General features: G+C 72.9%; 27 protein-coding genes and 1 pseudogene. 15 read left to right on the forward strand and 13 right to left on the reverse strand.

The features are described from left to right. Positions 1–119: 119 nt before the first annotated feature. Together ACZ37P_RS00095 and serB are read left to right on the forward strand one after the other, a co-directional pair. A complete protein-coding gene (locus ACZ37P_RS00095) occupies positions 120–1,961 on the forward strand; it encodes a streptophobe family protein (RefSeq protein ID WP_467344103.1) in 1,842 nt (613 codons plus the stop codon). Positions 1,962–2,277: 316 nt separating this feature from the next. After that, the gene (serB, locus tag ACZ37P_RS00100; protein ID WP_355333662.1) at positions 2,278–3,522 is read left to right on the forward strand and encodes a phosphoserine phosphatase SerB; all 1,245 of its coding nucleotides are present in this window, start codon (positions 2,278–2,280) and stop codon (positions 3,520–3,522) included. A gap of 117 nt (positions 3,523–3,639) precedes the next feature. On the opposite strand, the gene ACZ37P_RS00105 is transcribed toward serB, so the two are convergent. The 4 genes from ACZ37P_RS00105 to ACZ37P_RS00120 form a co-directional block, all read right to left on the reverse strand. After that, the gene (locus ACZ37P_RS00105; protein WP_355333665.1) at positions 3,640–4,155 is read right to left on the reverse strand and encodes a SixA phosphatase family protein; all 516 of its coding nucleotides are present in this window, start codon (positions 4,153–4,155) and stop codon (positions 3,640–3,642) included. 137 nt (positions 4,156–4,292) lie between these two features. Then, the gene (locus ACZ37P_RS00110) at positions 4,293–4,652 is read right to left on the reverse strand and encodes a hypothetical protein (protein ID WP_467344105.1); all 360 of its coding nucleotides are present in this window, start codon (positions 4,650–4,652) and stop codon (positions 4,293–4,295) included. A 191-nt stretch (positions 4,653–4,843) separates the two neighbouring features. After that, positions 4,844–4,966, reverse strand: coding sequence for an SGM_5486 family transporter-associated protein (locus tag ACZ37P_RS00115; protein WP_262928365.1), 123 nt, complete (start codon positions 4,964–4,966; stop codon positions 4,844–4,846). Between the two features lie 42 nt (positions 4,967–5,008). Then, on the reverse strand, positions 5,009–6,463 hold the full coding sequence (locus tag ACZ37P_RS00120; protein WP_467344107.1) for a CynX/NimT family MFS transporter: 1,455 nt from the start codon (positions 6,461–6,463) through the stop codon (positions 5,009–5,011). A 22-nt stretch (positions 6,464–6,485) separates the two neighbouring features. Here ACZ37P_RS00120 and ACZ37P_RS00125 point away from each other — a divergent pair, with 22 nt between their 5' ends. Next, positions 6,486–7,169, forward strand: coding sequence for a FadR/GntR family transcriptional regulator (locus tag ACZ37P_RS00125; RefSeq protein ID WP_391044216.1), 684 nt, complete (start codon positions 6,486–6,488; stop codon positions 7,167–7,169). Positions 7,170–7,251: 82 nt separating this feature from the next. Here the strand turns inward: ACZ37P_RS00125 and fabI are convergent, their stop codons facing one another. The 3 genes from fabI to ACZ37P_RS00140 all read right to left on the reverse strand — a co-directional run bounded on the left by fabI (position 7,252) and on the right by ACZ37P_RS00140 (position 9,800). Further along, positions 7,252–8,043, reverse strand: a complete 792-nt coding sequence (gene fabI, locus ACZ37P_RS00130; protein WP_355333673.1) for an enoyl-ACP reductase FabI — start codon at positions 8,041–8,043, stop codon at positions 7,252–7,254. A gap of 4 nt (positions 8,044–8,047) precedes the next feature. Then, positions 8,048–8,767, reverse strand: a complete 720-nt coding sequence (gene fabG, locus ACZ37P_RS00135) for a 3-oxoacyl-[acyl-carrier-protein] reductase (RefSeq protein ID WP_188281889.1) — start codon at positions 8,765–8,767, stop codon at positions 8,048–8,050. A 121-nt stretch (positions 8,768–8,888) separates the two neighbouring features. Then, on the reverse strand, positions 8,889–9,800 hold the full coding sequence (locus ACZ37P_RS00140) for a lytic polysaccharide monooxygenase auxiliary activity family 9 protein (RefSeq protein WP_355333676.1): 912 nt from the start codon (positions 9,798–9,800) through the stop codon (positions 8,889–8,891). A gap of 234 nt (positions 9,801–10,034) precedes the next feature. Between ACZ37P_RS00140 and ACZ37P_RS00145 the strand changes: the two genes are divergently transcribed. From ACZ37P_RS00145 to ACZ37P_RS00155, 3 genes are all read left to right on the forward strand, one after another. Further along, positions 10,035–11,564 (forward strand): TldD/PmbA family protein, encoded by a 1,530-nt coding sequence (locus ACZ37P_RS00145; protein WP_355333678.1) that lies wholly within the window; start codon positions 10,035–10,037, stop codon positions 11,562–11,564. Beyond that, positions 11,561–12,955, forward strand: a complete 1,395-nt coding sequence (locus ACZ37P_RS00150) for a metallopeptidase TldD-related protein (RefSeq protein ID WP_355333681.1) — start codon at positions 11,561–11,563, stop codon at positions 12,953–12,955. The genes ACZ37P_RS00145 and ACZ37P_RS00150 overlap by 4 nt, the downstream gene beginning before the upstream one ends. 130 nt (positions 12,956–13,085) lie before the next feature. After that, on the forward strand, positions 13,086–13,241 hold the full coding sequence (locus tag ACZ37P_RS00155; protein WP_467344113.1) for an RNA 2'-phosphotransferase: 156 nt from the start codon (positions 13,086–13,088) through the stop codon (positions 13,239–13,241). 20 nt (positions 13,242–13,261) lie between these two features. Here the strand turns inward: ACZ37P_RS00155 and ACZ37P_RS00160 are convergent, their stop codons facing one another. After that, the gene (locus ACZ37P_RS00160) at positions 13,262–13,546 is read right to left on the reverse strand and encodes a GlsB/YeaQ/YmgE family stress response membrane protein (RefSeq protein WP_355333683.1); all 285 of its coding nucleotides are present in this window, start codon (positions 13,544–13,546) and stop codon (positions 13,262–13,264) included. A 239-nt stretch (positions 13,547–13,785) separates the two neighbouring features. On the opposite strand from ACZ37P_RS00160, the gene ACZ37P_RS00165 reads away from it, so the two are divergent. Together ACZ37P_RS00165 and ACZ37P_RS00170 are read left to right on the forward strand one after the other, a co-directional pair. After that, positions 13,786–14,166 (forward strand): DUF3099 domain-containing protein, encoded by a 381-nt coding sequence (locus tag ACZ37P_RS00165; RefSeq protein WP_355333686.1) that lies wholly within the window; start codon positions 13,786–13,788, stop codon positions 14,164–14,166. Positions 14,167–14,312: 146 nt separating this feature from the next. Next, positions 14,313–14,558 (forward strand): hypothetical protein, encoded by a 246-nt coding sequence (locus ACZ37P_RS00170; protein ID WP_391044209.1) that lies wholly within the window; start codon positions 14,313–14,315, stop codon positions 14,556–14,558. Positions 14,559–14,671: 113 nt separating this feature from the next. On the opposite strand, the gene moaA is transcribed toward ACZ37P_RS00170, so the two are convergent. Continuing rightward, the gene (moaA, locus tag ACZ37P_RS00175; RefSeq protein WP_355333688.1) at positions 14,672–15,661 is read right to left on the reverse strand and encodes a GTP 3',8-cyclase MoaA; all 990 of its coding nucleotides are present in this window, start codon (positions 15,659–15,661) and stop codon (positions 14,672–14,674) included. A gap of 420 nt (positions 15,662–16,081) precedes the next feature. Here moaA and ACZ37P_RS00180 point away from each other — a divergent pair, with 420 nt between their 5' ends. Continuing rightward, positions 16,082–16,318: a hypothetical protein gene (locus ACZ37P_RS00180; RefSeq protein ID WP_355333691.1), complete on the forward strand. Its 237-nt coding sequence runs from the start codon at positions 16,082–16,084 to the stop codon at positions 16,316–16,318. 143 nt (positions 16,319–16,461) lie between these two features. After that, positions 16,462–18,012, forward strand: a complete 1,551-nt coding sequence (locus ACZ37P_RS00185) for a S8 family peptidase (protein ID WP_467344116.1) — start codon at positions 16,462–16,464, stop codon at positions 18,010–18,012. Between the two features lie 51 nt (positions 18,013–18,063). Here the strand turns inward: ACZ37P_RS00185 and ACZ37P_RS00190 are convergent, their stop codons facing one another. Further along, the gene (locus ACZ37P_RS00190; RefSeq protein ID WP_355333695.1) at positions 18,064–19,119 is read right to left on the reverse strand and encodes a zinc-dependent alcohol dehydrogenase family protein; all 1,056 of its coding nucleotides are present in this window, start codon (positions 19,117–19,119) and stop codon (positions 18,064–18,066) included. A gap of 69 nt (positions 19,120–19,188) precedes the next feature. Further along, positions 19,189–20,082 (reverse strand): sterol desaturase family protein, encoded by an 894-nt coding sequence (locus ACZ37P_RS00195; protein WP_391044203.1) that lies wholly within the window; start codon positions 20,080–20,082, stop codon positions 19,189–19,191. Between the two features lie 107 nt (positions 20,083–20,189). Between ACZ37P_RS00195 and ACZ37P_RS00200 the strand changes: the two genes are divergently transcribed. The 5 genes from ACZ37P_RS00200 to ACZ37P_RS00220 all read left to right on the forward strand — a co-directional run bounded on the left by ACZ37P_RS00200 (position 20,190) and on the right by ACZ37P_RS00220 (position 25,214). Next, positions 20,190–21,197 (forward strand): DEDDh family exonuclease, encoded by a 1,008-nt coding sequence (locus ACZ37P_RS00200; protein WP_467344117.1) that lies wholly within the window; start codon positions 20,190–20,192, stop codon positions 21,195–21,197. Between the two features lie 179 nt (positions 21,198–21,376). Next, a complete protein-coding gene (locus ACZ37P_RS00205) occupies positions 21,377–21,622 on the forward strand; it encodes a hypothetical protein (protein ID WP_188281880.1) in 246 nt (81 codons plus the stop codon). Positions 21,623–21,719: 97 nt separating this feature from the next. Beyond that, positions 21,720–22,568, forward strand: coding sequence for an SURF1 family cytochrome oxidase biogenesis protein (locus ACZ37P_RS00210; RefSeq protein WP_355333702.1), 849 nt, complete (start codon positions 21,720–21,722; stop codon positions 22,566–22,568). A 91-nt stretch (positions 22,569–22,659) separates the two neighbouring features. Beyond that, positions 22,660–24,450 carry a glycoside hydrolase family 15 protein gene (locus ACZ37P_RS00215; RefSeq protein WP_467344118.1) on the forward strand — a complete coding sequence of 597 codons (1,791 nt, stop codon included), beginning with the start codon at positions 22,660–22,662 and terminating at the stop codon, positions 24,448–24,450. A gap of 2 nt (positions 24,451–24,452) precedes the next feature. Next, on the forward strand, positions 24,453–25,214 hold the full coding sequence (locus ACZ37P_RS00220) for an SDR family oxidoreductase (protein WP_391044197.1): 762 nt from the start codon (positions 24,453–24,455) through the stop codon (positions 25,212–25,214). A gap of 66 nt (positions 25,215–25,280) precedes the next feature. Here the strand turns inward: ACZ37P_RS00220 and amaP are convergent, their stop codons facing one another. Together amaP and ACZ37P_RS00230 are read right to left on the reverse strand one after the other, a co-directional pair. After that, positions 25,281–25,877 carry an alkaline shock response membrane anchor protein AmaP gene (gene amaP / locus ACZ37P_RS00225; RefSeq protein WP_391044195.1) on the reverse strand — a complete coding sequence of 199 codons (597 nt, stop codon included), beginning with the start codon at positions 25,875–25,877 and terminating at the stop codon, positions 25,281–25,283. A gap of 8 nt (positions 25,878–25,885) precedes the next feature. Then, positions 25,886–26,428: pseudogene (locus ACZ37P_RS00230) on the reverse strand (DUF6286 domain-containing protein); the annotation flags it as partial. Between the last annotated feature and the right edge of the window lie 364 nt (positions 26,429–26,792).

Below are 26,792 nucleotides of genomic sequence, written 5' to 3' on the forward strand. Positions count from 1 at the left end.
CGTAACAGAAAACAAGCCCGATGTACGTGTTCCGCAACGGACGTTGACGCGGCACCCGTCCGCGCCCGAGAGTGGGGCGCATTGGGTGCATGGGGGGACGAACGGCCTCGGGGGTCGGGATGAGTGCACGGACCACGCCCTGGACGAGCGTCATGCTCGCCGCTGTGGCGTCGGTGAGTTGGGCGTTCCTGGCGATGGCGGGCACCGCCGCTCTCGCCTTACATCTATTGGGCGCGGACACCGCCGGATCACTGGGGCCGATGACGGCAGCCGTGGTCGCGATGGCGGTGGGCGGCAAGGTGCGGCCGGGCGGTGACGTCGGCGCGTTCGGACTGAGCGGATCGCAGACCCAGGGCGCGATCGGTATCGCGCCGCTGGGTGTGGCACTGGTCGGCGCGCTGCTGCTGTCGTGGGTGTTCCTGCGCTCGCTGCGCAGGGCCGGTCCGACGGTCGGTGTCGGCGAACTGGCGGCGCGGGTCGTGACGACCGCCGTGCTGTTCCTGGCGGTCCTCGGCGGTCTCGCCTGGGCGGGGCAGGACACGGTGGCCATCGACGGCGCCGCGCTCGGCCCGTCCAAGGGCACCACGGACGACCTGCTGAGCAAGCTGCCCGGCGTGGGCAAGATCAGCGGCGGCCTCACCGACGGGTTGCAGGGGCTGATCCAGACCAAGGCGTCGATCACCTTCGAGGTCGCCACCGGGCGGACCCTGGCGGGCGGCCTGGTGTGGGTGCTCGGCGTGCTGCTGATCGCGCTGCTCGCCTCGCGCAGGACACCGCTGCCGGCCGGATGGGAGGGCGTGCACCGCGCGGTGCGGCCCGCCGTGTCCGCGCTGACCGTCGTCATGGTGGTCGCGGTGCTCGCGGGTGACGCGGCGGCCTGTTACGCGGCGCTGACCGGCGACGAGCCGGGCCGGATCATGGGCGCGGCGCTGCTCGGCGCGCCCAACGGCGTATGGCTCGCGGTACCGCTCGGCCTGTTCGTGCCGTGGAAGGGGCAGGCGTCGGGGCCGCTGACGTCGTTCCTGCCCGATCCCGTCGACAAGCTGCTGGCGGGCGGGTCCGGCAGGACGATCACACCGGGCGCGCTGGCCGAACTCGACAGCCGGGTCTGGCTGCTGCCGGTCGCCATCGCGGTGATGATGCTGCTCGCGGGCGCGCTCACCGCCACCCGCACTCCGCTGGACGGTGCCGCCAAGGGCGGTTTCGTCGGACGGTGCGCGGTACGGCTCGGCCTGGTCACGGCCGTGGCGCTGCCGCTGCTGTCGCATCTGAGCAAGGTGAAGGTCAACGCGAATCTGTCGGTCTTCGGCTTCGACGCCGTCGGCGCCGGGGTCGACCTGCACGGCAGCCTTCCGCTGGGACTGCTGCTCGGCGCCGTCTGGGGCGCGGGCATGGGCGCGGTGGGTGCGCTGCTCGCGCTGGCCACCGGGGCGGCGGGACAGCAGGTCGCGGCGCTGGCCCGGCCGGGCGGGGGCGCGCTTCCCGATACGGGGGACGGCGCCTACGACAGCGGCGGTCCGGCGCCGGGCGCCGAGGAGGGCGTGCACGTGTCCGGCTCCGCCGGGGGCGACGACGCGGGCCGTACGTATCCGGAGCTGGCCTATCGGGCGGGACCGTATCTGCCGAGCCCGGTCTACCGTCCGGAGGACGGTGAGGAGCCCAACCCGTACGCCGGGGGCGGCGGCGAGCCCAATCCTTACGCGGGGGGCGGTGCCGAGACCAATCCTTACGCCGGGCCGCGGCCCGGTGACGAGCCGAATCCGTACAAGGCCCCGCAGGCTGGCGGGGTGGACGCCGCGCCGACCATCGCGGGGCCGCCGCCGCCCGGTTTCCGTCGGCCGCGAGGCGGCTCCGGCGGGGCCGGGGCTTCGGGTCGGGCCGGGGCTTCGGGCCGGCCGGAGGAGAAGTGGCCGGAGCCGCCGCCTCCCCCGCCGCCTGCCGCGCCGCGCGGGCCCCGCTGAGCCGGCGTCCGCCGGGGGTGCGGGGATCTGCGGGGCCCCGCCCCCCTCGGGCTCACGGCCCGAACGCGAACATCGTCTGCCCCATGAGGGCGGTGTTCACAGCTCGCCACCGCGAGCGCTGGTCGCGCAGTTCCCCGCGCCCCTGAAAAGCCTGGTCCCGCGCAGCCGCACCGCGCCGCATGAAAAGCCTGGTCCCGCGCAGCCGCGCCGCGCCGCACCTCCGCTCCTGAAGGCGAGGCCCGCGGTCTTGGGGGGCGGTCCGCCAACCGAGACGGCCGATCATCGGGCCGGGCGGGGCGGCTACGGTGGGAGCACCATGAACGACGTCTCGCAGACCGCGCCTGTCGCCGCCGTTCCGCCGGCGGACGCGCCCACCATTCTGGTCAAGATCTTCGGCAAGGACCGTCCCGGCATCACCGCGGGGCTCTTCGACACGCTCGCCGCCTTCCGGGTGGACGTGGTGGACATCGAGCAGGTCGTCACGCGGGGCCGGATAGTGCTGTGCGCCCTGGTGACGGCGCCCTCCCCCGGCCTCGAAGGCGAACTGCGCTCCACCGTGCACAGTTGGGCCGAGTCCATCGGCATGGAGGCGGAGATCATCTCCGGCACCGGCGACAACAGGCCGCGCGGCGAGGGCCGTTCGCATGTCACCGTGCTCGGCCGCCCGCTGACCGCCGAGTCGACCGCGGCCACCGCCGCCCTGATCACCAACGCGGGCGGCAACATCGACCGCATCTTCCGGCTGGCCAAGTACCCGGTGACAGCGGTGGAGTTCGCCGTCTCCGGCGCCGAGCCCGGTGTGCTGCGCTCGGTGCTCTCGGTCGAGGCGGCGGCGCTCGGCATCGACGTGGCCGTGGTCCCCGCCGGTCTCCAGCGCAGGGCGCAGCGGCTGGTCGTGATGGACGTGGACTCCACCGTCATCCAGGACGAGGTGATCGAGCTCTTCGCCGCGCACGCGGGCTGCGAGGCCGAGGTCGCCGCGGTGACGGCCGCCGCGATGCGCGGCGAGCTGGACTTCGAACAGTCGCTGCACGCGCGGGTGGCGCTGCTGGCCGGTCTCGACGCGTCCGTGGTCGACAAGGTCCGCTCCGAGGTGCGGCTCACGCCCGGCGCGCGCACCCTGATCCGTACGCTCAAGCGGCTCGGCTACCAGGTCGGCGTGGTCTCCGGCGGCTTCACCCAGGTCACCGACGACCTGAAGGTGCGGCTCGGCCTGGACTTCGCGGCGGCCAACACCCTCGAAGTGGTGGACGGCCGCTTCACCGGCAAGGTCGTCGGCCCGATCGTGGACCGGGCGGGCAAGGCGCGCCTGCTGCGCAGCTTCGCCGAGCAGGCCGGGGTGCCGCTCAGCCAGACCGTCGCGATCGGCGACGGCGCGAACGACCTGGACATGCTGAACGCGGCCGGGCTCGGCGTCGCCTTCAACGCCAAGCCCGTCGTACGCCAGGCGGCCGACACCGCCGTGACCGTACCTTTCCTCGACACCGTGCTGTATCTGCTGGGCATCACCCGCGAGGAGATCGAGGCCGCCGACGCGCTGGACGGCGTGCCGACGCTCTGACCGCGACAATTCCCGCGCCGGGCCGGGCGCCGATACGTATCCGTACGCACGCGCACCGGTTCGCGCCGTCCCGTAGCGGCTACGGCGCTCGTACCGGCCGCGCGGGCCTCGTACCGGTCAGTCGTGCGGCGCCCAGAAGGCGGTCAGGCGGCCGACGCCGTGTTCGACGGACTTCCAGGAGCCCGAGAAGGTGACGACGGCGAAGGCGGCGGTGGGGAAGCCGCGGGTCATCCGGGCCGCGGTGTCGCCTTCGGCGGTGCCCGCGAGCGCGTCGGCGAGGGCGTGCATGCCGGGGTTGTGGCCGATCAGCAGCAGCGAGCCGACCTCGTCCGAGGTCTCGGTGAGCAGCGCGAGCAGATCGCCGAGCGAGGCTTCGTAGAGCCGCTCCTCGTAGACGGTCTTGGGGCGGTGCGGCATTTCGTGGGCGGCGAGCTTCCAGGTCTCGCGGGTGCGGACCGAGGTGGAGCACAGCGCCACGTCGGGGGTGATGCCGTCGTCGGCGAAACGGAGGCCCGCCGCGGCGGCGTCCAGCCGGCCGCGGTCGGCCAGTGGCCGCTCGTGGTCGGCGACCGACGGCCAGTCGGCCTTGGCGTGGCGGAGAAGGACGATCGTGCGGGTCGAATCGACGGTCATGTCCTTCAGCTTTCCAGAAAACCCGCTGTCAGGCGCGGGATGGCGCATCTCCACCGCCGCGGGGGCCGCCGGGGGCGCAGGTCAGAGGCCGTACGGGGGGCGGCGGGGCGGGGACGGCGGGAGGTCAGGGGTGAGGCTCACAGCAAGCGCTGGACGAGGTCCGGCAGCGAGGAGGCGATGTGGCCGAGCAGGTCGCCGGAGGAGGCCGCGGTCGAGGCGTCCGCGGTGCCTCCGCTGAGGAGGGCGAGCAGCGCGGCGAAGGCGAGCGCGGGCAGGGCGACGGCCCACCACGGCAGGCTCGTCTGCACGTTCCCGGACGACGCGTTCCCGGACGACGCGTTCCCGGACGACGCGTTCCCGGACGACGCGTTCGCAGACGACGCGTTTCCGCGTCCGGGCTTCTCGGCCCCGGCGGACCCCGCGGCCGTGGCGGACTCGACGGTGGGCCGGGCCTGCCGGGACTGCCGGGAGTAGAGGTGCGGGGACTGCGTGGTCACGGTGACCGCCTCCGTGGAAAACCGTCGAAGTGCCGTTGTCTGCTTGCACTTCGACGCTACGGGCGGGCGCCGTGCGGTCCCATCCGGCCGTCCACCCACTTGACCCTGACCCTGGCCCCCTAGGGAAGGTGGGGTTGTCCCCACCCTCGGACTCGGGGTCGTGGCCCGAACGGGCCGGTGGGCGGGGGCGGTCAGCCCATCCGGGCGGCGAAGGTGGCGACGATGGCGACCAGCGCGGGCACGCCGAGCATGAGGCCGAAGACGATCAGCAGGCGCCGCTGGCTCTGCGGGGGATTCGGTTCGAGTACGGGCATGCGTTCAGTCTCGCACCGGGCCGCGGTGCCGCCGCACGGGGGTCACAGTTCGTCCTCGATGTGTCGCCGCCGCCCGGCGAGCACCCCGCAGACGATCTGCGGCACCATCAGCGCGATCATGAAGGCGATCGGCAGCCCCCAGCCGCCGCTGGCCTGGTTGAGGGTGCCGACGAGGATCGGTCCGGGGATCGAGATCAGATAGCCGGTGCTCTGCGCGAAGGCGGACAGCCGGACGACTCCCGCGCCGGTCCGCGACCGCATCCCGATCATCGTCAGGGCCAGCGGGAAGGCGCAGTTGGCGATGCCGAGCAGCAGCGCCCACACCCACGGCGCGGCGGCCGGGGCGGCCCACAGGCCCGCGTAACCGACCAGTCCGAAGGCGCCGAGCAGGACGACCAGCGGGCCCTGCGCCCGCATCCGGGCGGCGAGCGGCGGCAGTACGAAGGACAGCGGCACGCCCATCACCATGGTGACCGCGAGCAGCAGCCCCGCCTTGCCCGCGGACAGTCCGGCGTCCCGGAAGATCTGCGGCATCCAGCCCATGGTGATGTACGCGGCGGTGGCCTGGAGTCCGAAGAAGCAGGCGAGCGCCCAGGCGGTACGGCTGCCGGTGATACGGCCGTGGCCGCCGTCCGCGGCGCGCGCCGCGTCACTCTTCCGGGCCGCGTCGGTGTTGACGGCCGCGGCGTCCTTCCGGGCGCCGGTGGCGGGCGGTGCGCCCGTACGGTCGCGGACCAGCGCGAGCCAGGGCACCACGGCGACGGCGGCCAGCGCGGCCCACACGCCGAGGCCGAGCCGCCAGCCGTGGCCCATGGCGTGGGTCATGGGGACGGTGACGGCGGCGGCGAGGGCGGTGCCGAGGGAGAGGGCCATGGAGTACAGGCCGGTCATCGCGCCGACCCGGTCGGGGAAGTAGCGCTTGACGATCACCGGCATCAGCACGTTGGAGACGGCGATGCCGCCGAGGGCGAGGGCGCTGAGGGCCAGGAAGACCGCGGTGTTCCCGGCCAGCGGGCGCAGCGCGAGCCCTGCGGTGATGGCGGCCATGCCGACGCAGATGACGGCGCCGGGGCCGTGGCGGCGGGCCAGCCTCGGGGCGGCGAAGCCGAAGAGCGCGAAGCACGCGGAGGGTACGGAGGTGAGCAGGCCCGCCATGGTGCCGCTCATGCCGAGGCCGTCGCGGACCTCCTTGAGCAGGGCGCCGAGGCTGGTGATGCCGGGGCGGAGGTTGAGCGCGGCCAGGACGAGACCGGCGACGACGAGGCGGCGCAGCCAGGGGTTCCCGGCGAGACCGGCGGCGGGCGCGGCGGCGGGCGCGGGCGCGGTGCCGGTACGGTCCCGGGCCGGGGCGGCGGTCGGGCCGGTGGCCGGGACCAGGCCGGAGCCCGTGTCCGGTACGGGTTCCGCGGCCGTCACGGGGGCCGTCGTCTGGGCCGTCGGCGGGGCCGTCTGCGGCGTCCGGGCGGGGTCGAGGGCGAGGGATTCGTCGTCACGCATTTCTCCATCATAGAATGATGGGATGAATCTCGGTCCAGTGCCCAGGCACACCACGCTCGCCGACCGTACGATCGGCAGCCTCCGCGCCCAGATCACCTCGGGCGCCTGGCCGGTCGGCTCCCGTATCCCCACAGAACCGGAGCTGGTGGAGCAACTGGGGGTGGCGCGCAACACCGTCCGCGAGGCGGTGCGGGCGCTCGCCCACAACGGTCTGCTCGACATCCGGCAGGGCTCCGGCACCTATGTGGTGGCCACCAGCGAACTGGCCGGGGTGATGCGGGCGCGCTTCGCCGACTCCGACCCCCTGCACGTGGCCGAGCTGCGCGGCTCGCTGGAGGGGACGGCCGCGGGTCTGGCGGCGCAGCGCCGTACCGACGCCGACCTGGCGCAGCTCGACGCGGCGCTCGACCGGCGCGAACGGGCCTGGGAGTCGGGCGACGCGGAGTCCTTCGTCGAGGCCGACGCGACCATGCACCTGGCGGTGGTGGCCGCCTCGCACAACGACGTGCTCACCGCGCTCTACGCCGACCTCGGCGAGGTGCTGCGGGACTTCCTGCGGGCCGACGTCGGCACCGACCTGCGGCCCGAGGACCATCTCGACCACGCGCGGCTGGTCGACGCGATCCGCGCGGCCGACCCGGAGCGCGCCGCGGCCGAGGCCCGTGACCACGCCTTCCACTGCCGTTTCGGCACGACGCTGGCCTGACCCGCCCTGACCCGGCGGGGCCGTACACGGCGGAGCCCCCGCACCGGTCGGTACGGGGGCCCTGCCACAGTCCTCGAGGTGGTCAGCCGCCGACGGCGTGCAGGCCGCCGTCCACGTGGATGATCTCGCCGGTCGTCTTCGGGAACCAGTCGGAGAGCAGCGCCACGACACCGCGCCCGGCGGGCTCGGGGTCGGCGGTGTTCCACTCCAGCGGGGAGAGGTGGTTCCAGGTGTCCGACAGCTCGCCGAAGCTCGGGATGGACTTGGCGGCCATCGAGCCGATCGGCCCGGCCGAGACCAGATTGCAGCGCACATTGCGCGGGCCGAGGTCACGGGCGAGGTAGCGGGAGGTGGCCTCGAGTGCCGCCTTGGCCGGGCCCATCCAGTCGTAACCGGTCCAGGTGTACTGCGCGTCGAAGGTGAGGCCGACGACCGAGCCGCCGCCCGCGCCGGTGGCGCTGTCGTACGCGGGCATGAGCGGCATGCACGCCATGGTGAGCGACTTCAGCGAGAACGCGGAGACGTGCATGGCCGTCGCGACGGACTCGAACGACGTGTTGAGGAAGTTGCCGCCCATGGCGTCCTGGGGGGCGAACCCGATGGAGTGCACGACACCGTCGAGGCCGCCCAGCTCCTCGCGGACCACCTTCTCAAGACGCTCCAGGTGCTCGGTGTTGGTCACGTCCAGCTCGATGACCTTGACCGGCTTGGGCAGCTTCTTGGCGACGCGCTCGGTGAGGGTGGGCCGGGGGAAGGCGGTCAGGATGATCTCGGCACCCTGCTCCTGGGCCAGCTTGGCGGCGTGGAAGGCGATGGAGGACTCCATCAGCACACCCGTGATGAGGATGCGCTTACCGTCGAGGATTCCGCTCATGTTCTCAGTGACCCATGCCCAATCCGCCGTCAACGGGGATGACGGCTCCAGTGATGTACGAGGCGTCGTCCGAGGTGAGGAACCGCACCGTCGCGGCGATCTCCTCGGGCTTCGCGTAGCGGCCGAGGGGCACCTGCGCCACGATGCCCTCGCGCTGCTCGTCGGTGAGCGCCTGGGTCATGTCGGTGTCGACGAAACCGGGCGCCACGACGTTGAAGGTGATGTTGCGCGAGCCCAGTTCACGGGCGAGCGAGCGGGCGAATCCGACCAGCCCCGCCTTGGAGGCCGCGTAGTTGGCCTGTCCCGCGGAGCCCAGCAGCCCGACCACGGAGGAGATCAGGACGACGCGACCCTTCTTGGCCCGCAGCATGCCGCGGTTCGCGCGCTTCACGACCCGGAAGGTTCCGGTGAGGTTGGTGTCGAGGACGGACGTGAAGTCCTCCTCGGACATCCGCATGAGGAGCTGGTCCTTGGTGATGCCGGCGTTGGCGACCAGCACCTCCACGTTCCCGTGCTTCTCCTCGATCTCCTTGTAAGCCTGTTCCACCTGCTCGGGGTCGGTGATGTCGCAGCGGACGGCCAGGCAGCCGAGCGCCACCAGTTCGGCGGGCGGCTCACCCGAGCGGTAGGTGATGGCGACCTTGTCGCCCGCGTCGGCGAAGGCACGCGCGATGGCGAGGCCGATGCCCCGGTTGCCTCCGGTGACGAGAACCGAGCGGCTCAACGGATCACTCCCTCAGTCGTGAGTTTCTCCGTGAAAAGCTATCGGTCCTCGCACCGATCCGGGGAATCGGCCCCGACAGGCTGCTCCCATGGTCCCTGTGGGTTTCCTACAGAACCATGGGTCAGCCGTTCGCGCGGGCGGCGGCCCTGCGGCGGCTCCAGAGCAGCAGTCCCACGGCGCCCGACGCCAGAACGGCGCTGCCGGACAGGGCGGTCTCCAGGGTGCCGGTGGCCGCGCGGTTGTCGGTCACGTCGCTGGTCGCGAGCTTCGCCGTGGTGGATGTCACGGCGACGTCGCCGCCGTGACCGTGGTGGCTGACGGTGGACTTGGACGCGCCGGCCGCGATCTGCCGGTCGGTCGGCGCCTGGGGCGCGGCGACCGCCGCCGCTTGTACCCCCTGGCCGAAGACGACATCGGAGCAGCCGTAGAAGGCCTCGGGGCTGTCACTGCGCTGCCACACCTGGTAGATGAGCTGCCTGCCGGTGCGGCTGGGCAGGGTGGCGTTGAAGGTGTAGTAGCCGTTCGTCGCGGAGGCGACGGTGTTGTAGACGGCGATCGGGGTGGCGTCCAGGTCGGACCACTTGAGCGGCTTGGTCGGGTCGTATCCGGCCTTGGTGATGTAGAGCGTCATCGTGCCCTTGTGCGGCGCGGTGACACGGAAGTTGACGGTGGTGGTGCCCGCCGAGACCGCGGTGGCGGGCCAGTCGGTGCGGGCCCAGTCCAGCGCCCGGTACTTGTCGCGGTTGGCCGAGCAGAGGTGGCCGTCGGGGATGATCGTGCGGCTCTGGCCGTTGGCGTTGGCGATGTTCACCTCGTTCCAGTCGTACAGCGGCTGGGTGCCGCTGTCGGCGACCAGGTCCTTGCAGACCTGCGACTGGGGGTGTTCGGGGCCTTCGGCGAAGCAGCCGGAGATCCGGCTGACCGGTGCGCTGAGCGCGCCGTGGGCGCTGGCGGTCACCGGCGTGAGCGCGGCAATCGTCAAGGCGGCGGCGCCGACCGCGCCGACCGCGGCGGCATTACGGCGTACTGACATGTGGGGGGCTCCTCGTCGTGCGGAGTGTGGTGCAGCGGACAGGAGTGAGGGCGGCGTCATGAGCATAGAGATTGGTCTGGACCAACCTCAAGGTCTCGGCACGGATTGGCATCTGACGATTCGCCGGCCGCCCGCCCCGGCACACGCCGCGTCCTGCGGAAAAGCACGCGCTGGCGGTCGGCGGGACATGATTCACTGCGGATACCTGTCGAACGGTCGAAGGGGAAGTTCGTCGTGCCTCATGAGGTCGATCAGTCATTCCTGGCGCTGCCCCTGCGGGCACTCGCCGACGCCGCACTGGCCCGCGCCCGCGCGCTGGGCGCGGACCACGCCGATTTCCGGCTGGAGCGGGTGCGCGGCGCGACCTGGCGGCTGCGCGACGCGCGCCCGTCGGGCACCTCCGACACCACCGATCTGGGGTACGCGGTACGGGTGGTGCACGGCGGCGCCTGGGGCTTCGCCTCCGGGGTCGACCTGACGATGGACGCGGCGGCCAAGGTCGCCTCGCAGGCGGTCGCGATGGCCAAGCTGTCCGCGAAGGTGATCGCGGCGGCGGGGTCGCGGGAGCGGGTGGAGCTGGCCGACGAACCGGTGCACGCGGACCGGGTGTGGGTGTCGGCGTACGACATCAACCCGTTCGACGTGCCGGACGCGGAGAAGACGGCGCTGCTCGCGGAGTGGAGCGCCCGGCTGCTGGCGGCCGACGGGGTCGACCACGCGGACGCCTCGCTGATGACCGTGCAGGAGAACAAGTTCTACGCGGACACCGCGGGCACCACGACCACGCAGCAGCGCGTCCGCCTCCATTCGCAGCTCACCGCTGTCGCCGTCGACGGCGACAGCGGCGACTTCGACTCGATGCGCACGCTCGCGCCGCCGGTCGGCCGCGGCTGGGAGTATCTGACCGGCGCGGACCACGGCTGGGACTGGGACGCGGAGCTGGCCCGTATCCCGGAGCTGCTGGCCGAGAAGATGCGCGCGCCCTCGGTCGAGGCGGGCGCGTACGACCTGGTGGTCGACCCGTCCAACCTGTGGCTGACGATCCACGAATCGATCGGCCACGCCACGGAGTTGGACCGCGCGCTGGGGTACGAGGCGGCGTACGCGGGCACCTCCTTCGCCACCTTCGACCAGCTCGGCACGCTCAAGTACGGCTCGCCGCTGATGAATGTGACCGGTGACCGTACGGCGGAGCACGGCCTGGCCACCGTCGGCTTCGACGACGAGGGCGTGGCGGGACAGTCCTGGGACCTGATCAAGGACGGCACGCTCGTCGGCTACCAGCTCGACCGGCGGATCGCGAAGCTCACCGGCTTCGAGCGGTCCAACGGCTGCGCGTACGCCGACTCCCCCGGCCATGTCCCGGTGCAGCGGATGGCGAACGTCTCGCTGCGGCCCGCGCCCGACGGCCCTTCGACCGAGGAGCTGATCGGCGGCGTCGAACGCGGCATCTACGTGGTCGGCGACCGCTCGTGGTCCATCGACATGCAGCGCTACAACTTCCAGTTCACCGGGCAGCGGTTCTTCCGGATCGAGAACGGGCGGCTCGCGGGCCAGCTCAAGGACGTCGCCTACCAGGCCACCACCACCGACTTCTGGGGCTCGATGGACGCCGTCGGCGGCCCGCAGACGTATGTGCTCGGCGGTGCCTTCAACTGCGGCAAGGCCCAGCCGGGCCAGGTCGCGGCCGTCAGCCACGGCTGCCCGGCCGCCCTCTTCCGGGGCGTCAGCATTCTCAACACCACCCAGGAGGCCGGACGATGAGCAGCGTGACGACCAAGCCGCACGAGATCGTCGAACGGGCGCTTGAGCTGTCGAACGCGGACGGCTGCGTGGTGATCGCCCAGGAGGAGTCCAGCGCGAATCTGCGCTGGGCGGCCAACTCCCTGACCACCAACGGCGTCACGCGCGGCCGTACCCTCACCGTGATCGCCACCGTGGACGGCGCCGAGGGCACCGCGTCCGGTGTGGTGTCCCGCTCGGCCGTGACCGCCGACGAGCTGGAGCCGCTGGTACGGGCGGCCGAGGCGGCGGCCCGCGAGGCCGGTCCCGCCGAGGACGCGCAGCCGCTGGTGACGGGTGTGCCGCACTCGGCGGCCTTCACCGACGGGCCCGCCGAGACCAACTCCGACGTCTTCGCGTCCTTCGCGCCCGCGCTCGGCGAGGCGTTCGCGACGGCGCGGGCGGGCGGCCGTGAACTGTACGGCTTCGCCTTCCACTCGGTGACGTCGACGTATCTGGGCACCTCGGCCGGGCTGCGGCTGCGGCACGACCAGCCGACCGGCACCCTTGAGGTGAACGCGAAGTCCCCCGACCGCAGGCGCTCGGCGTGGGCAGGCGCGGCCACCCGCGACTTCACCGACGTGGACCCGCTGGCGATGGACGCCGACCTGGCCCGCCGGCTGGTCTGGGCCGAGCGCCGGATCGACCTGCCCGCGGGCCGGTACGAGACGCTGCTGCCGCCGTCGGCCGTCGCGGACCTGATGATCTACCAGTTCTGGTCGGCCGCGGCACGGGACGCCGCCGAGGGCCGTACGGTCTTCAGCAAGCCCGGCGGCGGGACCCGGGTCGGCGAGAAGCTGTCGCCGCTGCCGCTGACCCTGCGCAGCGACCCGGCGGAGCCCGGCCTGGAGGCGGCGCCGTTCGTGATCGCGCACTCCTCGGGCGACGACACCTCGGTGTTCGACAACGGGCTGCCGGTGGAGCCGGTGAACTGGATCCACGAGGGCTCGCTCGCCCGGCTCACCACCACCCGGCACAGCGCCGGGCTGACCGGCCTGCCGGTCGCGCCCGCCGCCGACAACCTGGTGCTGGACGGCGGCGGCGAGCGGTCGCTGGACGAGATGGTCGCTGCCACCGAGCGCGGTCTGCTGCTGACCTGCCTGTGGTACATCCGCGAGGTCGATCCGGCCACGCTGCTGCTGACCGGCCTCACCCGCGACGGCGTCTACCTGGTGGAGAACGGCGAGGTGACCGGCGAGGTGAACAACTTCCGTTTCAACGAGTCCCCGGTGGACCTGCTCGGCCGCGCCGCCGAGGCGGGCCGCACCGAGCGGACGCTGCCGCGCGAGTGGAGCGACTACTTCACCAGGGCCGCCGCCCCGGCCCTGCGGATTCCGGACTTCAACATGAGTTCGGTCAGCCAGGGGGTCTGACGCCCGTGCCCGACGAGAAGAAGACGGTCAGGATCTCCAGGTTCCTGTCGATGGTGCCGCGGCACCGGCCCGACAGCGTCGGCCTCACTCTCGACGAGGCCGGATGGGTGGACGGGACGTGGAGACGGCCGTGCGCGTGGGATCACGGCACGGCCGTCCTGTGGTGCTCGCGCTGGACGCCAGGGGGCTGGCCGCCGAGGGCCATGTCTTCCGGATCAGCGCCAACGGCGTGTGGCTGACCGACCGGGTGCCGCCGCGGTGGCTGCGGCGGCACCCCACGGGCTGAGCGTCACCGCGGTGCGGGCGTCACCGCGGTGCGGCGGTCTTGCGCGTGCCCTTGAACATCGACCACAGGGCGTCGCCGATCGCCACGACGACGACGGCGCCGATGAGTTGCAGCACGTGCCGGGTCCAGTCGATGCCCTTGGTGTCGTTGACGCCGATCCAGGTCGACACGGCGTTGCCGAGAATGCTGCCGCCCATACCGCAGATCACGGTGAGCCACAGCGGCAGGGACTGCTTGCCGGGGAGGATCGCCTTGGCGATCAGACCCAGCACCAGACCGACGATGATCGCCCACAACCAACCCATGTCACTCGCCTCCTCGCGTCCGGACGGCGTACGCCCGGAACTCGTCCGGCCAGTCTGTGCCCGCTCCGGCTACGCCGCATGTCGAGTGGGCCGTCCGCCGTACGGCCCGACAGCGGCGCCGCACGGATGGTGCCCCCGCTATCGAAGGCGGGCGGTACGCGGCGTACCGTGGTGAGGCCGGGCCGGGCGCCGACCCGTGCTCAGGAGAGTCCGGCGGAGCGAGCGGGTGGTGGAGCGCGATGCGGAAGCAGGGCGGGCCTGAGGTCTTCCAGATCACGGGAGCGCGTACCGGTCTGACCGAGGACGTGGCCGGACGGCAGCGCAGGTACATCATCTCGATGTCGATCCGTACTCTCTCGGTGATCCTCACCGTGGTGCTCTGGGACGTGGAGCGGGTACTGGCCTGGGGGATGCTGGTTGTCGGGCTGCTCCTGCCGTACGTGGCGGTGGTGTTCGCGAACGCGGGCCGGGAGAACGTGCCCTCGCTGCCGTCGTCGTTCGTCCTTCCGCAGGCCAGGCCGATGCTCGAAATGGGCGATCCGTCCGATCCTGAGGGCTACGGCGAGCCGGTGCCGGTACCCGTGCCGCCGAACCTCAAGAAAAGCTCAGATCAATCGTGAAGTTCCACTCCACGGACGGTTGAGCGCGTGACATACTTCGTACGCGCTCCGCATCCCCCGTCGGAGCGACGGACCGACGCCGGGCGGCTCCCCCCGTGGCTGCCCGGCGTCGCCATGTCCAGCGGCGGTTCTGTTTACTGGGCGTCGTGAGCGATGCCGGGAACACTGTGAACGAGAACGAGAAGCCGATCTGCTCGGCCAAGGACTGCCGTACCCCCGCCGTGTGGGTGCTGGCCTGGAACAACCCCAAGATCCACACGCCGGAGCGGCGCAAGACGTGGCTGGCGTGCGACGAGCACCGCGAGCACCTGTCGCAGTTCCTGGGGATGCGCGGGTTCCTGAAGGACGTCGTGCCGCTGGCGGAGTGGGAGCGGGGAGAGCGGGAGCGGTAGCGGCGGGACGGGGCTCCGGGGGCGGCGGTTCTCCGAGGAGCCTCAGGGTGCGGCGGTTCTCCGAGGGGCCTCAGGGTGCGGCGGTTCTCCGAGCGGCCTCAGGGCGCGGCGGTTCAGCCGCCGATGGCCGACATGGGGCGGTCGGGCTGGAGGAAGGCCGGGTCGTCGAGGCCCGAGCCCGCCTTCTTGCCCCACATCGCCGCCCGCCACAGCTCCGCCATCCGCTCGTCGTCGGCGCCGGAGCGCAGCGGGCCGCGCAGGTCGGACTCCTCGCGGGCGAACAGGCAGTTGCGGACCTGGCCGTCGGCGGTGAGCCGGGTGCGGTCGCAGGCGCGGCAGAACGGCCGGGTGACCGAGCCGATGACGCCGACCGTGGCCGGGCCGCCGTCGACCAGCCAGCGCTCGGCGGGCGCGGAGCCGCGGACCGTCTCGCCCTCGGGGGTCAGGGTGAAGCGGGTCCGCAGGCGGTCGAGTATCTCGTCGGCGGTGACCATGTCGGTGCGCTGCCAGCCGTGCTGCGCGTCCAGCGGCATCTGCTCGATGAACCGCAGCTCGTATCCCCGCTCGACGGCCCAGGCCAGCAGGTCGGGCGCCTCGTCGTCGTTGACACCGCGCATCAGCACTGTGTTGATCTTCACCGGGGTCAGGCCCGCGTCGGCCGCCGCCGCCATGCCCGCGACGACGTCGTGGTGCCGGTCGCGGCGGGTGAGGGTGTGGAAGACCTCGGGGCGCAGGGTGTCGAGGGAGACATTGACCCGGTCGAGACCCGCGGCGCGCAGCGCGTCGGCGGTGCGGCGCAGGCCGATGCCGTTGGTGGTCAGCGACAGCCGGGGGCGCGGCTCCAGGGCGGCGCAGCGCTCGACGATGCCGACCAGGCCGGGCCGCAGCAGCGGCTCGCCGCCGGTGAAGCGGACGTCGGTGACGCCCAGCTCGTGGACCGCGATCCCGACCATCCGGACGATCTCGTCGTCCGTGAGCAGGTCGGGCTTGGCCAGCCACTGGAGGCCCTCTTCCGGCATGCAGTAGGTGCAGCGCAGATTGCAGCGGTCGGTGAGGGAGACGCGCAGGTCGGTCGCCACTCGGCCGTAGGTGTCGATCAGCACGGGCTCCGCCTCCCTCCTGGACGCTCGCGCGCCGTCGCTCCTGCGGCGGGCGCTCGGCGCGCCGCCGTTCCTCCACCCTATGACGTCACACGGACAACCCGGCGGGGCCGCCGGGCGGGTGGGGGCCTGTCGGTGCAGCGTACGCGACGGGCGCCAAATTACAACAGTTTGTTGAAACGGCTGCTCGGCGTCCCGTCCCGCTGGCTCGGCGTCCGGTCCCGTCGGCTCGCCGTCCGGCCCGGCGTCCGCCCGCCCGGCCGGGCCGCCCGTGTCCTGCGACCAGGTCACCGGGCGCCGCACACCGACACCGCGGCGCGGCCGGTTCGTTGGACAGCCCGGCGGCGCCCACCACGCCGTCACCGTCCCCCGCCGCTCCGCGGGCCGGGGACCGCCGCCCAGGACCGCCGAGGACTCGCCGCGATGACCCCACCTCCGCCCCCGCCCCCTCCTCCCCCGTCGCACCGGCCGCAGCTCCCGGCCCGCAGGCCGTACGGGAGCGTACGGCTGCCCGCCGACCTGCCCGCCGACCTGTTCACGGGACCTGCCGCCGCCCGGCCGGGAACCGGCGCCGCCGCGCCCACCGGCTGGTACGCGCGGCGGGTCCGGCTGCCGCCGCTGAGCATCGCCGCGCTGCGATCCGGCCGCCGGTATGGCTGAACCGCCGTCGGCCACGGGGAAATTCCGACCGATCCATGGAATTGCGCTTCTTTGACCGGCCGTTGGGCACTAGTTTCCTTCGTCATGCACACGTCGGACGGCAGACCCTGCCGTCCCACGGCTGATGGACGATTGGAGATCCCATGGTTCCGCTTCCCGGCCTCCCCCGGCGCCGCCGCGCGCTCGCGGCCGGTCTCGGTCTGGTGACGGCAGCCGCCCTCGCCGTACTCCCCGGAGCCGCCCCGGCCTCCGCTTCCTCCGATTCCTCCGCCTCCGGCGCCTCCTCCGCCGCGCACGGCTCTCAACCGCCGCGCACGGACGGCCCGTTGCTGTCGTACGTCGTCAACATCGACGGCGGGCGCGGCACGCAGCGGTCGGTGGAGCGCGCGATAGAGCGGGCGGGCGGCCAGGTGGTGATCGCGTACGACCGGATAGGCGTCATCGTCGTGCACTCGGCCAACCCGGACTTCGGCGCGACGCTGCGGCGCGTCCACGGCGTACGGAGCGCGGGCGCGACCAGGACCGCCGCCATCGAGCCGTCCGCGACGACGCAGGCGGGCGGGGTACGGACGCTGACCGCGGCCGAGGTGGCCGCCGCCTCGACGCACCAGGCGCCCGGCCAGGAGCCGCTTGAGGCGGACCAGTGGGACCTGCGGGCAATCCGGGCCGACAAGGCGGCCGGGGTCAATCCGGGCAGTTCCAAGGTGACCGTCGGCATCATCGACACCGGCGTGGACGACACCCACCCCGACCTGGCGGCGAACTTCTCCGCCAAGCAGTCCGCGAGCTGTGTGGGCGGCGTCGCCGACACCTCACCGGGCGCCTGGCACCCCTGGGACCCGGCGGCCGACTACCACGGCACCCACGTGGCCGGTGAGATCGCCGCCGCGCGCAACGGGATCGGCGTGGCCGGGGTCGCGCCCGGCGTGAAGATCGCGGCGATCAAGGTCAGCGAGCCGGGCACCGCGCTGTTCTACCCGGAGAGCGTGGTCTGCGCCTTCGTCTTCGCCGCCGACCACGGCATCGCGGTCACCAACAACAGCTACTACATCGACCCGTGGCTCTACAACTGCCCGAGCGACCCCGACCAGCGGGCCATCGTGGACGCCGTGCGACGCGCCGCCGCGTACTCCGAGCGCAAGGGCGTACTGAACGTCGCCGCCGCGGGCAACAGCGACGACGACCTCAACTCCCACGCCCTGACCGACACATCGAGCCCGGACGACTCCACCGCGGTCACCCGCACCGTCGACCCGCACGTGTGCCTCGACCTCCCGACCCAACTGCCCGGCGTCGTCACGGTCTCCGCGACCGGCGCCCAGAACCTCAAGTCGTACTACTCCAGTTACGGCCTGACCGTGATCGACGTGGCCGCGCCCGGCGGCGACAGCAGGCAGATCCCCGACACCCCGTCCGGCAACGGCCGCATCCTGTCGACGCTGCCCGGCGGCACGTACGGCTACCTCCAGGGCACTTCGATGGCCAGCCCGCACGTGGCGGCGGTCGCGGCGCTGATCAAGAGCCGTCACCCACACGCCTCGCCCGCGCAGCTCCAGGCGCTGCTCAAGATCGAGGCGAACAACCCCGGCTGCCCGACCGGACCCGCGCAGGACGCCACCTGCACCGGGCCGAAGGCGTACAACAGCTTCTACGGTCACGGCATCGTGGACGCGCTGAACGCCGTCACCAGGTAACGCCCGCCAAGACGGCCCGCACGCACGGCCGTTACCGGCCGCGTACCGCCCTCAGGGCTTCACCAGCACCTTGAGGGCGGTGCGCTCGTCCATCGCGCGGTAGCCCTTCGGCACGTCCTCGAGACCGACCGTCAGGTCGAAGACCGGGGACGGGTCGACGGTGCCGTCCAGCACGTCGGGGAGCAGTTCCGGGATGTACGTGCGGACGGGGGCGACGCCGCCGCGCAGGGTGATGTTGCGGTCGAACATCTCGCCGAGGTCGAGACCGGTGCCGCTGCCGTGCGGGACGCCGACGTAGCCGATCGCGCCGCCGTCGCGGGTGATGCCGACGGCGGTGCGCATCGACTGCTCGGTGCCGACCGCCTCGATCACCGCGTGCGCGCCCTGGCCGCCGGTCAGTTGACGTACCGCCGCCACGGCCTCGTCGCCGCGCTCGGCGACCACGTCGGTGGCGCCGAAGTCCCGCGCGATGTCGGTGCGCGACGTGTGCCGTCCGAGCGCGATGATCCGCTCGGCGCCCAGCCGCTTCGCGGCCAGGACCCCGCACAGGCCGACCGCGCCGTCCCCGACCACCGCCACCGTCGCGCCGGGCCGCACGCCCGCGCCGACCGCCGCGTGGTGGCCGGTGCCCAGCACGTCGGACAGCGACAGCAGGGCGGTCAGCAGCCGCTCGTCGCTGAGCGCCGCCGCGGGCAGCTTCACCAGCGTGGCGTCGGCGTACGGCACCCGGACGGCCTCGCCCTGGCCGCCGTCGGACTGCCCCTCCTCGCCGATCGAGCCCCAGAAGCCGCCGTGCGCGCACGACGTGGTCAGGCCCTCGACGCAGTACGCGCACACGCCGTCCGACCACACGAAGGGCGCCACCACCAGGTCGCCGGGGCGCAGCCCCGCCACCTCGGCGCCGGTCTCCTCGACCACCCCGAGGAATTCGTGGCCGATCCGCTGGCCGGGCTTGCGCGCCGACTCGCCGCGGTACGCCCACAGGTCGCTTCCGCAGATGCAGGCGCGCACCACGCGGACCACCGCGTCGCCGGGCCGCCGGATCCTCGCGTCCGGCACCTCCTCCACCCTGAGGTCGTGGGGTGCCTGGATCACGGTGGCGCGCATGGCGGTGTCCTCGCTGGTCAGCTCGTTGTCGGTGGGGCGTCTCCACGGTACGCCAGGGGCCCGCGGTCCTCACATCCCGGACGGGCTGGACGCGAGGTCGGGCGCGGCGGGCGTCAGGGCCGGCCCGGCCGCGTCCGCGGGGCGCCAGCCGGGGCCGCGGAAGAGGTAGCCGGCGCGGGCGCGCCAGGTGGGGGCGGCGCGGAGGTCGCGGGCGAGGGCGGCGTACTCGTGGGTGGCGACCCGCAGCGGGTTGTAGGTGGCGATGTTCTTGGTGAGGCCGTAGACGGGGGCGTCGGTCTCGGGGGTGAAGGAGCGGAAGAGGCGGTCCCAGACGATGAGGATGCCGCCGAAGTTGCGGTCGAGGTAGCCGCCCTGCGAGGCGTGGTGGACGCGGTGGTGCGAGGGGGTGTTGAGGGTGAACTCCAGCGGGGCGGGCAGCTTGCCGACGCGTTCGGTGTGGATCCAGAACTGGTAGACGAGACTGACGGCGGTGCAGAACGCGAGGGCGGCCGGGTGCACGCCGAGGGCGATCAGCGGGAGGTAGAACGGCCAGGAGGTGAGGCTGGTCCAGGGCTGCCGCAGCGCCGTGGAGAGGTTGAACTTCCGGCTGGAGTGGTGCACGACGTGGCAGGCCCACAGGACGCGGATCATGTGGTGGCCGCGGTGCGACCAGTAGTAGAAGAAGTCCTGCGCGAGCAGTATCAGCGGCAGCGTCCACCACTCGACGGGCACCCGCAGCGGGGTCACCGCGTAGAGCCCGGAGTAGACCGCCACGATCGGGATCTTCCACAGCGCGTCGGTGACCAGACTGCCGAGACCCATCGACAGGCTCGCGGCGGTGTCCTTGGTGCCGTATCCGGCGGAGTCCTCGTCGGGGTGAAAGCGGTAGCTCACCATCTCGACGACGGTGAGCAGTACGAAGGCGGGTATCGACCACAGCACGACATCGGGGAGTTGGGGCATGAGCGCACCATAAAGGCGCGTACAGGGCACCCGCCAGACCTTGTTACCGACAAGTAAGGAAAGCGGGTGGCGGTAGCTGTCAGTGGCGAGCCGTATTCTCTGTGACCATGCTCGACAACCTGGCCGCCCAGACACCGCCGCCGTCCCCGTGGCCTCCCGCCTACCCGGACGGTTACGCCGTGGTCGACGTCGAGACCACGGGGCTCGGCCGGGACGACCGGATAGTGTCCGCGGCGGTGTACCGGCTGGACGCCCGCGGCGAGGTGCAGGACCACTGGTATTCGCCCGTCAACCCGCTGCGCGACCCCGGCCCGGTGTGGATCCACGGACTCACCAGCGCGATGCTCGCCGACGCCCCGCTCTTCCCCGAGATCGCCGACCAGCTCGCCGAACGCCTCGCGGGGCGCGTCCTGGTGGCGCACAACGCGGTCTTCGACTGGTCGATGCTCGCCCGCGAGTACGCGCGCGCCCGGTCCGTCGCACCCGTCGAGCAGCGGCTGTGCACCATCGTCCTGGCCAAGGAGCTGCGGCTGCCCCTGGCCAACCACAAGCTGGAGTCGCTGGCCGCGCACTACGGGGTCGAGCAGCGCCGCGCCCACCACGCCCTCGACGACGCGCGCGTCCTGGCCGAGGCGTTCCGCCCGAGCCTGCACCTGGCCGCCGCGGCCGGTCTCCCCCTGCCGCTGCACACCTGCCGCCCGCTGACCGAGTGGGTCGACGGCTCCGACACGGTCCCCTCGCCGCGCCCCGGCGCCTCCTACGGGCCCGGCTCGTACCGCGCCACCGGCTGGCGCCCGGCCCGCAAACGGCCCGCGTGCCCGTATCCCAACCCCGGCCGCCTCGCTCCCGACGGGCCCCTGGTCCAGGGGATGCGGGTCGCCTTCTCCGGTGACACCGGCATCGACCGCGAGCTGCTGGAGGACCGCGCCACCGACGCCGGGCTCCACGTCGCCTCCAGCGTCAGCCGCCTCACCAGCGTCCTGGTCACGAACGACCCGGACTCCCCCACCTCGAAGGCCGTCAAGGCCCGGCAGTTCGCCACCCCGGTCATCGACGAGGCCCGCTTCACCGAACTCCTCAAGGCCGTCACCCCCGCGGCGGGCGTGCACGGCTAGGGCATCGGACCGGGCGGGCACGCCTAGCGGGCCGGGCGGACCGGGCGAGCGCGTCGAGCGCGGCGAGCGGGCACGGTTAGCGCGTCGGGCGGGCCGTGCGGGGCTCCATCCAGGTGACTCTCGCGCGACGCGGGGCCTCCCGCGTTGCCCCGGCGCGCTCACGGCAGCAGCCTGGGCACATGGCCCGATGCGAGGTTTGCGGAAACGACTACGTCATGAGCTTCGAGGTGCACGCCCAAGGCGCGGTGCACGTCTTCGACAGCTTCGAGTGCGCCATCCACCGTATGGCGCCGATCTGCGAGCACTGCCGGGTGCGGATCGTCGGCCACGGCGTGGAGGTGGACGGCCACTGGTACTGCGGCGGGCACTGCGCGAAGGCGGAGGGCGCGGCCGGGATCGTGGACAAGGTCGGCTCGATCGCCTGAGCCCGGCCGGCCGCCCCGCACCCCGTCCGACCACGGCCGCCCCCGCCTGAGGCCCCCCTCCGGAAGCCCCGCCCCGACCGAGTTGTACCGTCGTGGGGTGTACCGCTTCCTCTGGTCCCGCCAATGGGTGATCCTCACCCTCCTCGGTCTGGTCATGATGCCCACCATGGTCAGACTGGGCTTCTGGCAGCTCCATCGGCACGAGCACCGGGTGGCGAACAACAAGATCATCGCGGCGAGCCTGAAGGCCGCCCCGGTCGAGGTCGAGTCGGTGACACATCCGGGTGCCGTGCTGCCGAAGACCGATCTGTACAAGTCGGTGACGGCGACCGGGCACTTCGACACGGCGCACGAGGTGGTGGCCCGGCACCGGACGGCGGGCAACGACGGCTCGGACGACACGTCGGGCGGCGGCCAGGAGGTCGGCTACCACGTGATCACCCCGCTGGTGCTGGCCGACGGCCGCGCGGTGCTGGTGAACCGGGGCTGGATCTCGCCGGGCAACGACCCGACCGCGTTCCCGAAGATCACGCCGCCGCCGTCCGGCGAAGTGACGGTCACCGGGCGGCTGCGCCCCGACGAGACGACGTCGTCGACGGGCATCCGCAACCGCTCGGGCCTGCCGGACCGGCAGATCATGCTGATCAGCAGCACCGTGGACGCGAAGTACATGCCGCAGACGCTGCTTTCGGGCTACATGGAGCTGGTGTCCATCACGCCGAAGCCGGGTCCGCACCAGCCCGCGCTCATCCCCGAGCCCGACCACAGCAGCATCGGCCCGCACATGGCGTACGCGATCCAGTGGTGGCTGTTCACGGGCATGGTGCCGGTCGGCTGGGTGGTGCTGCTGCGCCGCGAGCGCGCCGAACGGCTCGCGGCCCGCGAGAAGCAGGACAATCCGGAGAGCCCGCAGGAACCCGAGGGCAGCGTTCCGGTAGCGGTCTGACGCCCCGCCCCCGCACGCTACGGAGACGAGGGCCCGGCGCACACCGTGCCCGGGCGAGGCGAGGACCACCGGAAGGCGGCGAGGCGGCACCGTGCCAGGACGTATCGAGGATTACGCGCTCATCGGCGATCTCCAGACCGCCGCGCTGGTGGGCAGGGACGGTTCCATCGACTGGCTGTGCCTGCCCCGCTTCGACTCGGCCGCCTGCTTCGCCGCGCTGCTCGGCGACGAGGGCAACGGCCGCTGGCTGCTGGCGCCGACGGGCGCGCGGACGTGTTCGCACCGCTCGTACCGGGGCGACACGCTGGTGCTCGACACCTTCTGGGAGACCCCGACCGGGACCGTCAAGGTCACCGACTTCATGCCGCAGCGCGACCGGGCGCCCGATGTGATCAGGATCGTCGAGGGCGTGTCGGGCCAGGTCGACATGCGGGCCGAGCTGACGCTGCGGTTCGACTACGGCGCGGTCGTGCCGTGGATGCGGCGCGCCGACGGGCACCGGGTGGCCGTCGCGGGCCCCGACTCGGTCTGGCTGCGCAGCGACCCGCCGGTCCGGGCGTACGGCAAGGACATGCGCACGTACTCCGACTTCACCGTCGCCGAGGGCGACCGGGTCGCGTTCATACTGACCTGGCACCCCTCGCACGAGAAGCGCCCGCGCCGGTTCGACCCGTACGAGGCGCTGGACCACAGCCTGGCCGACTGGGACGAGTGGTCGGCCCGCTGCCGTTACCAGGGGCCGTGGCGGTCGGCCGTGGTGCGGTCGCTGATCACGCTCAAGGCGCTGACGTACGCGCCCACCGGTGGCATCGCCGCCGCCGCGACCACGTCGCTGCCCGAGGAGATCGGCGGGGTCCGCAACTGGGACTACCGCTACTGCTGGCTGCGTGACGCGGCGCTGACCCTCAACGCCCTGGTGGAGGGCGGCTATCTCCAGGAGGCGGGCGCCTGGCGCGACTGGCTGCTGCGCGCGGTGGCGGGCAACCCGGCCGACCTCCAGATCATGTACGGCATCGGCGGCGAGCGGCGGCTGACGGAGTACGAGGTGCCGTGGCTGCCCGGCTACGAGGGCTCGGCGCCGGTCCGGATCGGCAACGCCGCCGCGGGACAGCTCCAACTCGACGTGTACGGCGAGGTGTTGGACTCGCTGTTCCTGGCACGGGCGGCCGGGATGCGCGACGAGCCGCACGCCTGGAATCTGCAACGCGCGCTGATGGACTTCCTGGAGTCCGCGTGGCACCAGCCGGACGAGGGCATCTGGGAAGTCCGCGGCCCGCGCCGCCACTTCGTGCACTCCAAGGTGATGGCCTGGGTCGCCGCCGACCGCGCGGTGCGGACCGTGGAGGCGCTGCCGCGGCTCAAGGGCGATGTGGCGCTGTGGCGTTCGATGCGCGCCCAGGTGCACGCGGAGGTCTGCGAGAAGGGCTACGACGCGCGGCGCAACACCTTCACGCAGTCCTACGGCTCCGAGGAGCTGGACGCGGCGACGCTGCTCATCCCGCAGGTGGGATTCCTGCCGCCCACCGACCGCCGCGTGATCGGCACGGTGGAGGCGGTCCGCCGCGAACTGGACCTCGGCGGTTTCGTCCGCCGCTACACCCCGGACGCGGTCGGCGTGGACGGGCTGCCCGGCTCCGAAGGGGCCTTCCTGGCCTGCTCGTTCTGGCTCGCGGACGCGCTGTACGCGATCGGCCGCCAGGACGAGGCGACCGAACTGTTCGAGCGGCTGCTGACGTTGCGCAACGACGTCGGGCTGCTCGCCGAGGAGTGGGACCCGGTCGCCGGGCGGCTGCTGGGCAACTTCCCGCAGGCGTTCAGCCACGTCGGACTCGTCAACACCGCGCTCGCCCTGTCGGGCGTGCCTGCCATAAGGGACTGCTGACCATGGATCTCGGACTCGACGGACGGGTGTACGTCCTCACCGGCGCCAGCCGCGGCCTGGGCTTCGCCACGGCCCGCGAACTGGTCGCCGACGGCGCGAAGGTGGTGGTCTCCGGGCGCACGGCGGAGGCGGTGGCCGCCGCGGCCGGGCAACTGGGCGGCCAGGACACGGCGTTGGGCGTCGCGGCCGACAACTCCGCCCCGGATACGGCGCAGCGGCTGCTGACGGCGGCCCGCGAGCGCTTCGGCCGGGTCGACGGGGTGCTGATCAGCGTCGGCGGACCGCCGGCCGGCGCCGCCGCCGACAGCACCGACGAGCAGTGGCTGCGGTCCTTCGAGACGGTGTTCCTGGGCGCGGTGCGGCTGGCCCGCGCCGCCGCGGCCGAGCTGTCGGACGGCGGTGTCATCGGCTTCGTGCTCTCCGGCTCGGTCCGCGAGCCGATCCCCGGCCTCGCCATGTCGAACGGTCTGCGGCCCGGCCTCGCGGGCTTCGCCAAGACCCTTGCCGCCGAGCTGGGGCCGCGCGGCATCCGGGTGGTCGGCCTGCTGCCGTCGCGGATCGACACCGACCGGGTACGGGAGCTGGACGCGCTCGGCGGCGACGAGGCGGCGGCCAGGGCCAGGGCGAGCGCGACGATCCCGCTGCGGCGCTACGGCACGCCCGAGGAGTTCGGCCGGGCCGCGGCCTTCCTGCTCTCGCCCGCCGCGTCGTATCTGACCGGTGTGCTGCTGCCGGTGGACGGCGGCGCCCAGCGCGCCCTGTGACGGGACGCGAAAAGCCCCCACCGACAGCTCGGTGGGGGCTCCGCGAGAGCGGGGCGGGCGGCCGGGTCAGCTGACCCGCGCCGCGCGGTGCCTGACCGCGCGCAGCCGCGCCTCGGCGGGCAGCTTGTCCAGACCGGCCGACGTACGGGCGCGGTGGAGCACCGCGCTGTCGAGACCGGCGACCACCTCGTCCGGGGTGGCGTCGGCCGCCAGGCCCAGCACTATCCGGGCGACCGGTGCGCCGCGCTTGCCGCGCAGCGCCGCTCTGGCCCACTCCACGCCGTCGTACGCCTCGGTCTCCGAGGTCAGCACGTTCTCCACGGCCCGGCCGCGCAGCAGCGCGCCCTGTCCGTCGCCGCTGTCGACCCGGAGCTGGCGCAGCCGCCGGGTGTGGGCCTGGGCGAGCAGCCACCACAGGGCGGCGAGCACGAGCACGCCGAGCACGGCGATGACCACCGGCCACCACCAGCCGTCGGAGCGGTAGCGGGTCCTGTCGTGCGCGGTGAGCAGCACGTCCTTGGGGCCGGTGAAGGGCCACCAGTGCGGCATCGTGAAATTCCACCGGCGTTGCAGGTCGAGCCCGCCGAGCAGCACGGACAGGCCCACGACCAGCAGGACGAGTCCGGTCAGCGCGAGCAGGACCCGGTTCAGTACGGTACGCATCCGCCCGGTCACCCCTTCTTCTCTGCGCGCTGGACATGGACGTGGAGCTGCGGCGGTTTGGCGAGGCCGAGCTGGCGTACGGCGTTGCCCAGCGCGGTCGTCAGGTCCGTGCGCACCGCGTCGAGTTCGCGGAAGTGCGAGGAGCCGTGCGCCGTGATCCGGCGGCGGCCGACCTTGACCCGTACCCAGCGGATGCCCGGTACCTCCATCGCCCGGTCGCGCAGCACCAGTTCGGCCGCGTGCCGGTCCAGTCCGGCGCGGACGCCGTTCTCGCCGCGCCGGGTCATCGGCAGCAGTCCGCGCTCGCCCGGCGTGAGGGCCAGCAGGATCAGCCAGAGGCCGAGCACGGCGGCCACGGCGGCGCCGACGATCACCCAGACGTTGTCCAGGTGGCGGGTGGCCAGCTCGTCGGCGAGCCGGGTCCGCCAGGCCATCGCGCGCCGGTCGGCGCGGACGGCGGCGATGTCGTACAGGAAGAGACCGGCGATCCCGAGGAGCACCGCGGCGGTGATCGCCGCGGGCACCCGGCGTCCGGCCCAGAACCGGCGCGCCTTGACCGGGGTCTGATCCGCGGTCAGGGCGTACGGCTCAAGGGTGCGGGTGGCGGGGTCCGTGAGCGTGTCGACCCCGGCGAGGACGCCGGGGGTACCGCCCGCGGGGGACGATCCCGGACCGGACGCCGGACCGTACCCCGCGCCCGGCCCCTGCTCGGCCGCCGCGTATCCGGACTCCGAGCCGTATTCGGCGCCGCCGTCGTCCCCTTCGGAAGCCTGCCCGGAAGCCTGCCCGTAAGCCTGCCCGGAGCCGTACTCGGAGGCCCCGTATTCCTGGTCCTGAGCGTATTCCGAGCCGTGCTCGGGAGTCCGCCGGGAGCGGTCGTCGTCGGGACCCTGCTCGGGGCCCCGCCGCTCCCCC

The organism is Streptomyces sp. NPDC024632 (assembly GCF_055559175.1).

Coding starts and splice junctions, on each gene's coding strand:
- ACZ37P_RS00095 (WP_467344103.1), top strand. CDS start 120: ATGAGTGCACGGACCACGCCCTGGACGAGCGTCATGCTCGCCGCTGTG.
- serB (WP_355333662.1), top strand. CDS start 2,278: ATGAACGACGTCTCGCAGACCGCGCCTGTCGCCGCCGTTCCGCCGGCG.
- ACZ37P_RS00105 (WP_355333665.1), bottom strand. CDS start 4,155: ATGACCGTCGATTCGACCCGCACGATCGTCCTTCTCCGCCACGCCAAG.
- ACZ37P_RS00115 (WP_262928365.1), bottom strand. CDS start 4,966: ATGCCCGTACTCGAACCGAATCCCCCGCAGAGCCAGCGGCGCCTGCTG.
- ACZ37P_RS00120 (WP_467344107.1), bottom strand. CDS start 6,463: ATGCGTGACGACGAATCCCTCGCCCTCGACCCCGCCCGGACGCCGCAG.
- ACZ37P_RS00125 (WP_391044216.1), top strand. CDS start 6,486: ATGAATCTCGGTCCAGTGCCCAGGCACACCACGCTCGCCGACCGTACG.
- fabI (WP_355333673.1), bottom strand. CDS start 8,043: ATGAGCGGAATCCTCGACGGTAAGCGCATCCTCATCACGGGTGTGCTG.
- ACZ37P_RS00140 (WP_355333676.1), bottom strand. CDS start 9,800: ATGTCAGTACGCCGTAATGCCGCCGCGGTCGGCGCGGTCGGCGCCGCC.
- ACZ37P_RS00150 (WP_355333681.1), top strand. CDS start 11,561: ATGAGCAGCGTGACGACCAAGCCGCACGAGATCGTCGAACGGGCGCTT.
- ACZ37P_RS00160 (WP_355333683.1), bottom strand. CDS start 13,546: ATGGGTTGGTTGTGGGCGATCATCGTCGGTCTGGTGCTGGGTCTGATC.
- ACZ37P_RS00165 (WP_355333686.1), top strand. CDS start 13,786: ATGCGGAAGCAGGGCGGGCCTGAGGTCTTCCAGATCACGGGAGCGCGT.
- ACZ37P_RS00180 (WP_355333691.1), top strand. CDS start 16,082: ATGACCCCACCTCCGCCCCCGCCCCCTCCTCCCCCGTCGCACCGGCCG.
- ACZ37P_RS00185 (WP_467344116.1), top strand. CDS start 16,462: ATGGTTCCGCTTCCCGGCCTCCCCCGGCGCCGCCGCGCGCTCGCGGCC.
- ACZ37P_RS00190 (WP_355333695.1), bottom strand. CDS start 19,119: ATGCGCGCCACCGTGATCCAGGCACCCCACGACCTCAGGGTGGAGGAG.
- ACZ37P_RS00195 (WP_391044203.1), bottom strand. CDS start 20,082: ATGCCCCAACTCCCCGATGTCGTGCTGTGGTCGATACCCGCCTTCGTA.
- ACZ37P_RS00200 (WP_467344117.1), top strand. CDS start 20,190: ATGCTCGACAACCTGGCCGCCCAGACACCGCCGCCGTCCCCGTGGCCT.
- ACZ37P_RS00205 (WP_188281880.1), top strand. CDS start 21,377: ATGGCCCGATGCGAGGTTTGCGGAAACGACTACGTCATGAGCTTCGAG.
- ACZ37P_RS00220 (WP_391044197.1), top strand. CDS start 24,453: ATGGATCTCGGACTCGACGGACGGGTGTACGTCCTCACCGGCGCCAGC.
- amaP (WP_391044195.1), bottom strand. CDS start 25,877: ATGCGTACCGTACTGAACCGGGTCCTGCTCGCGCTGACCGGACTCGTC.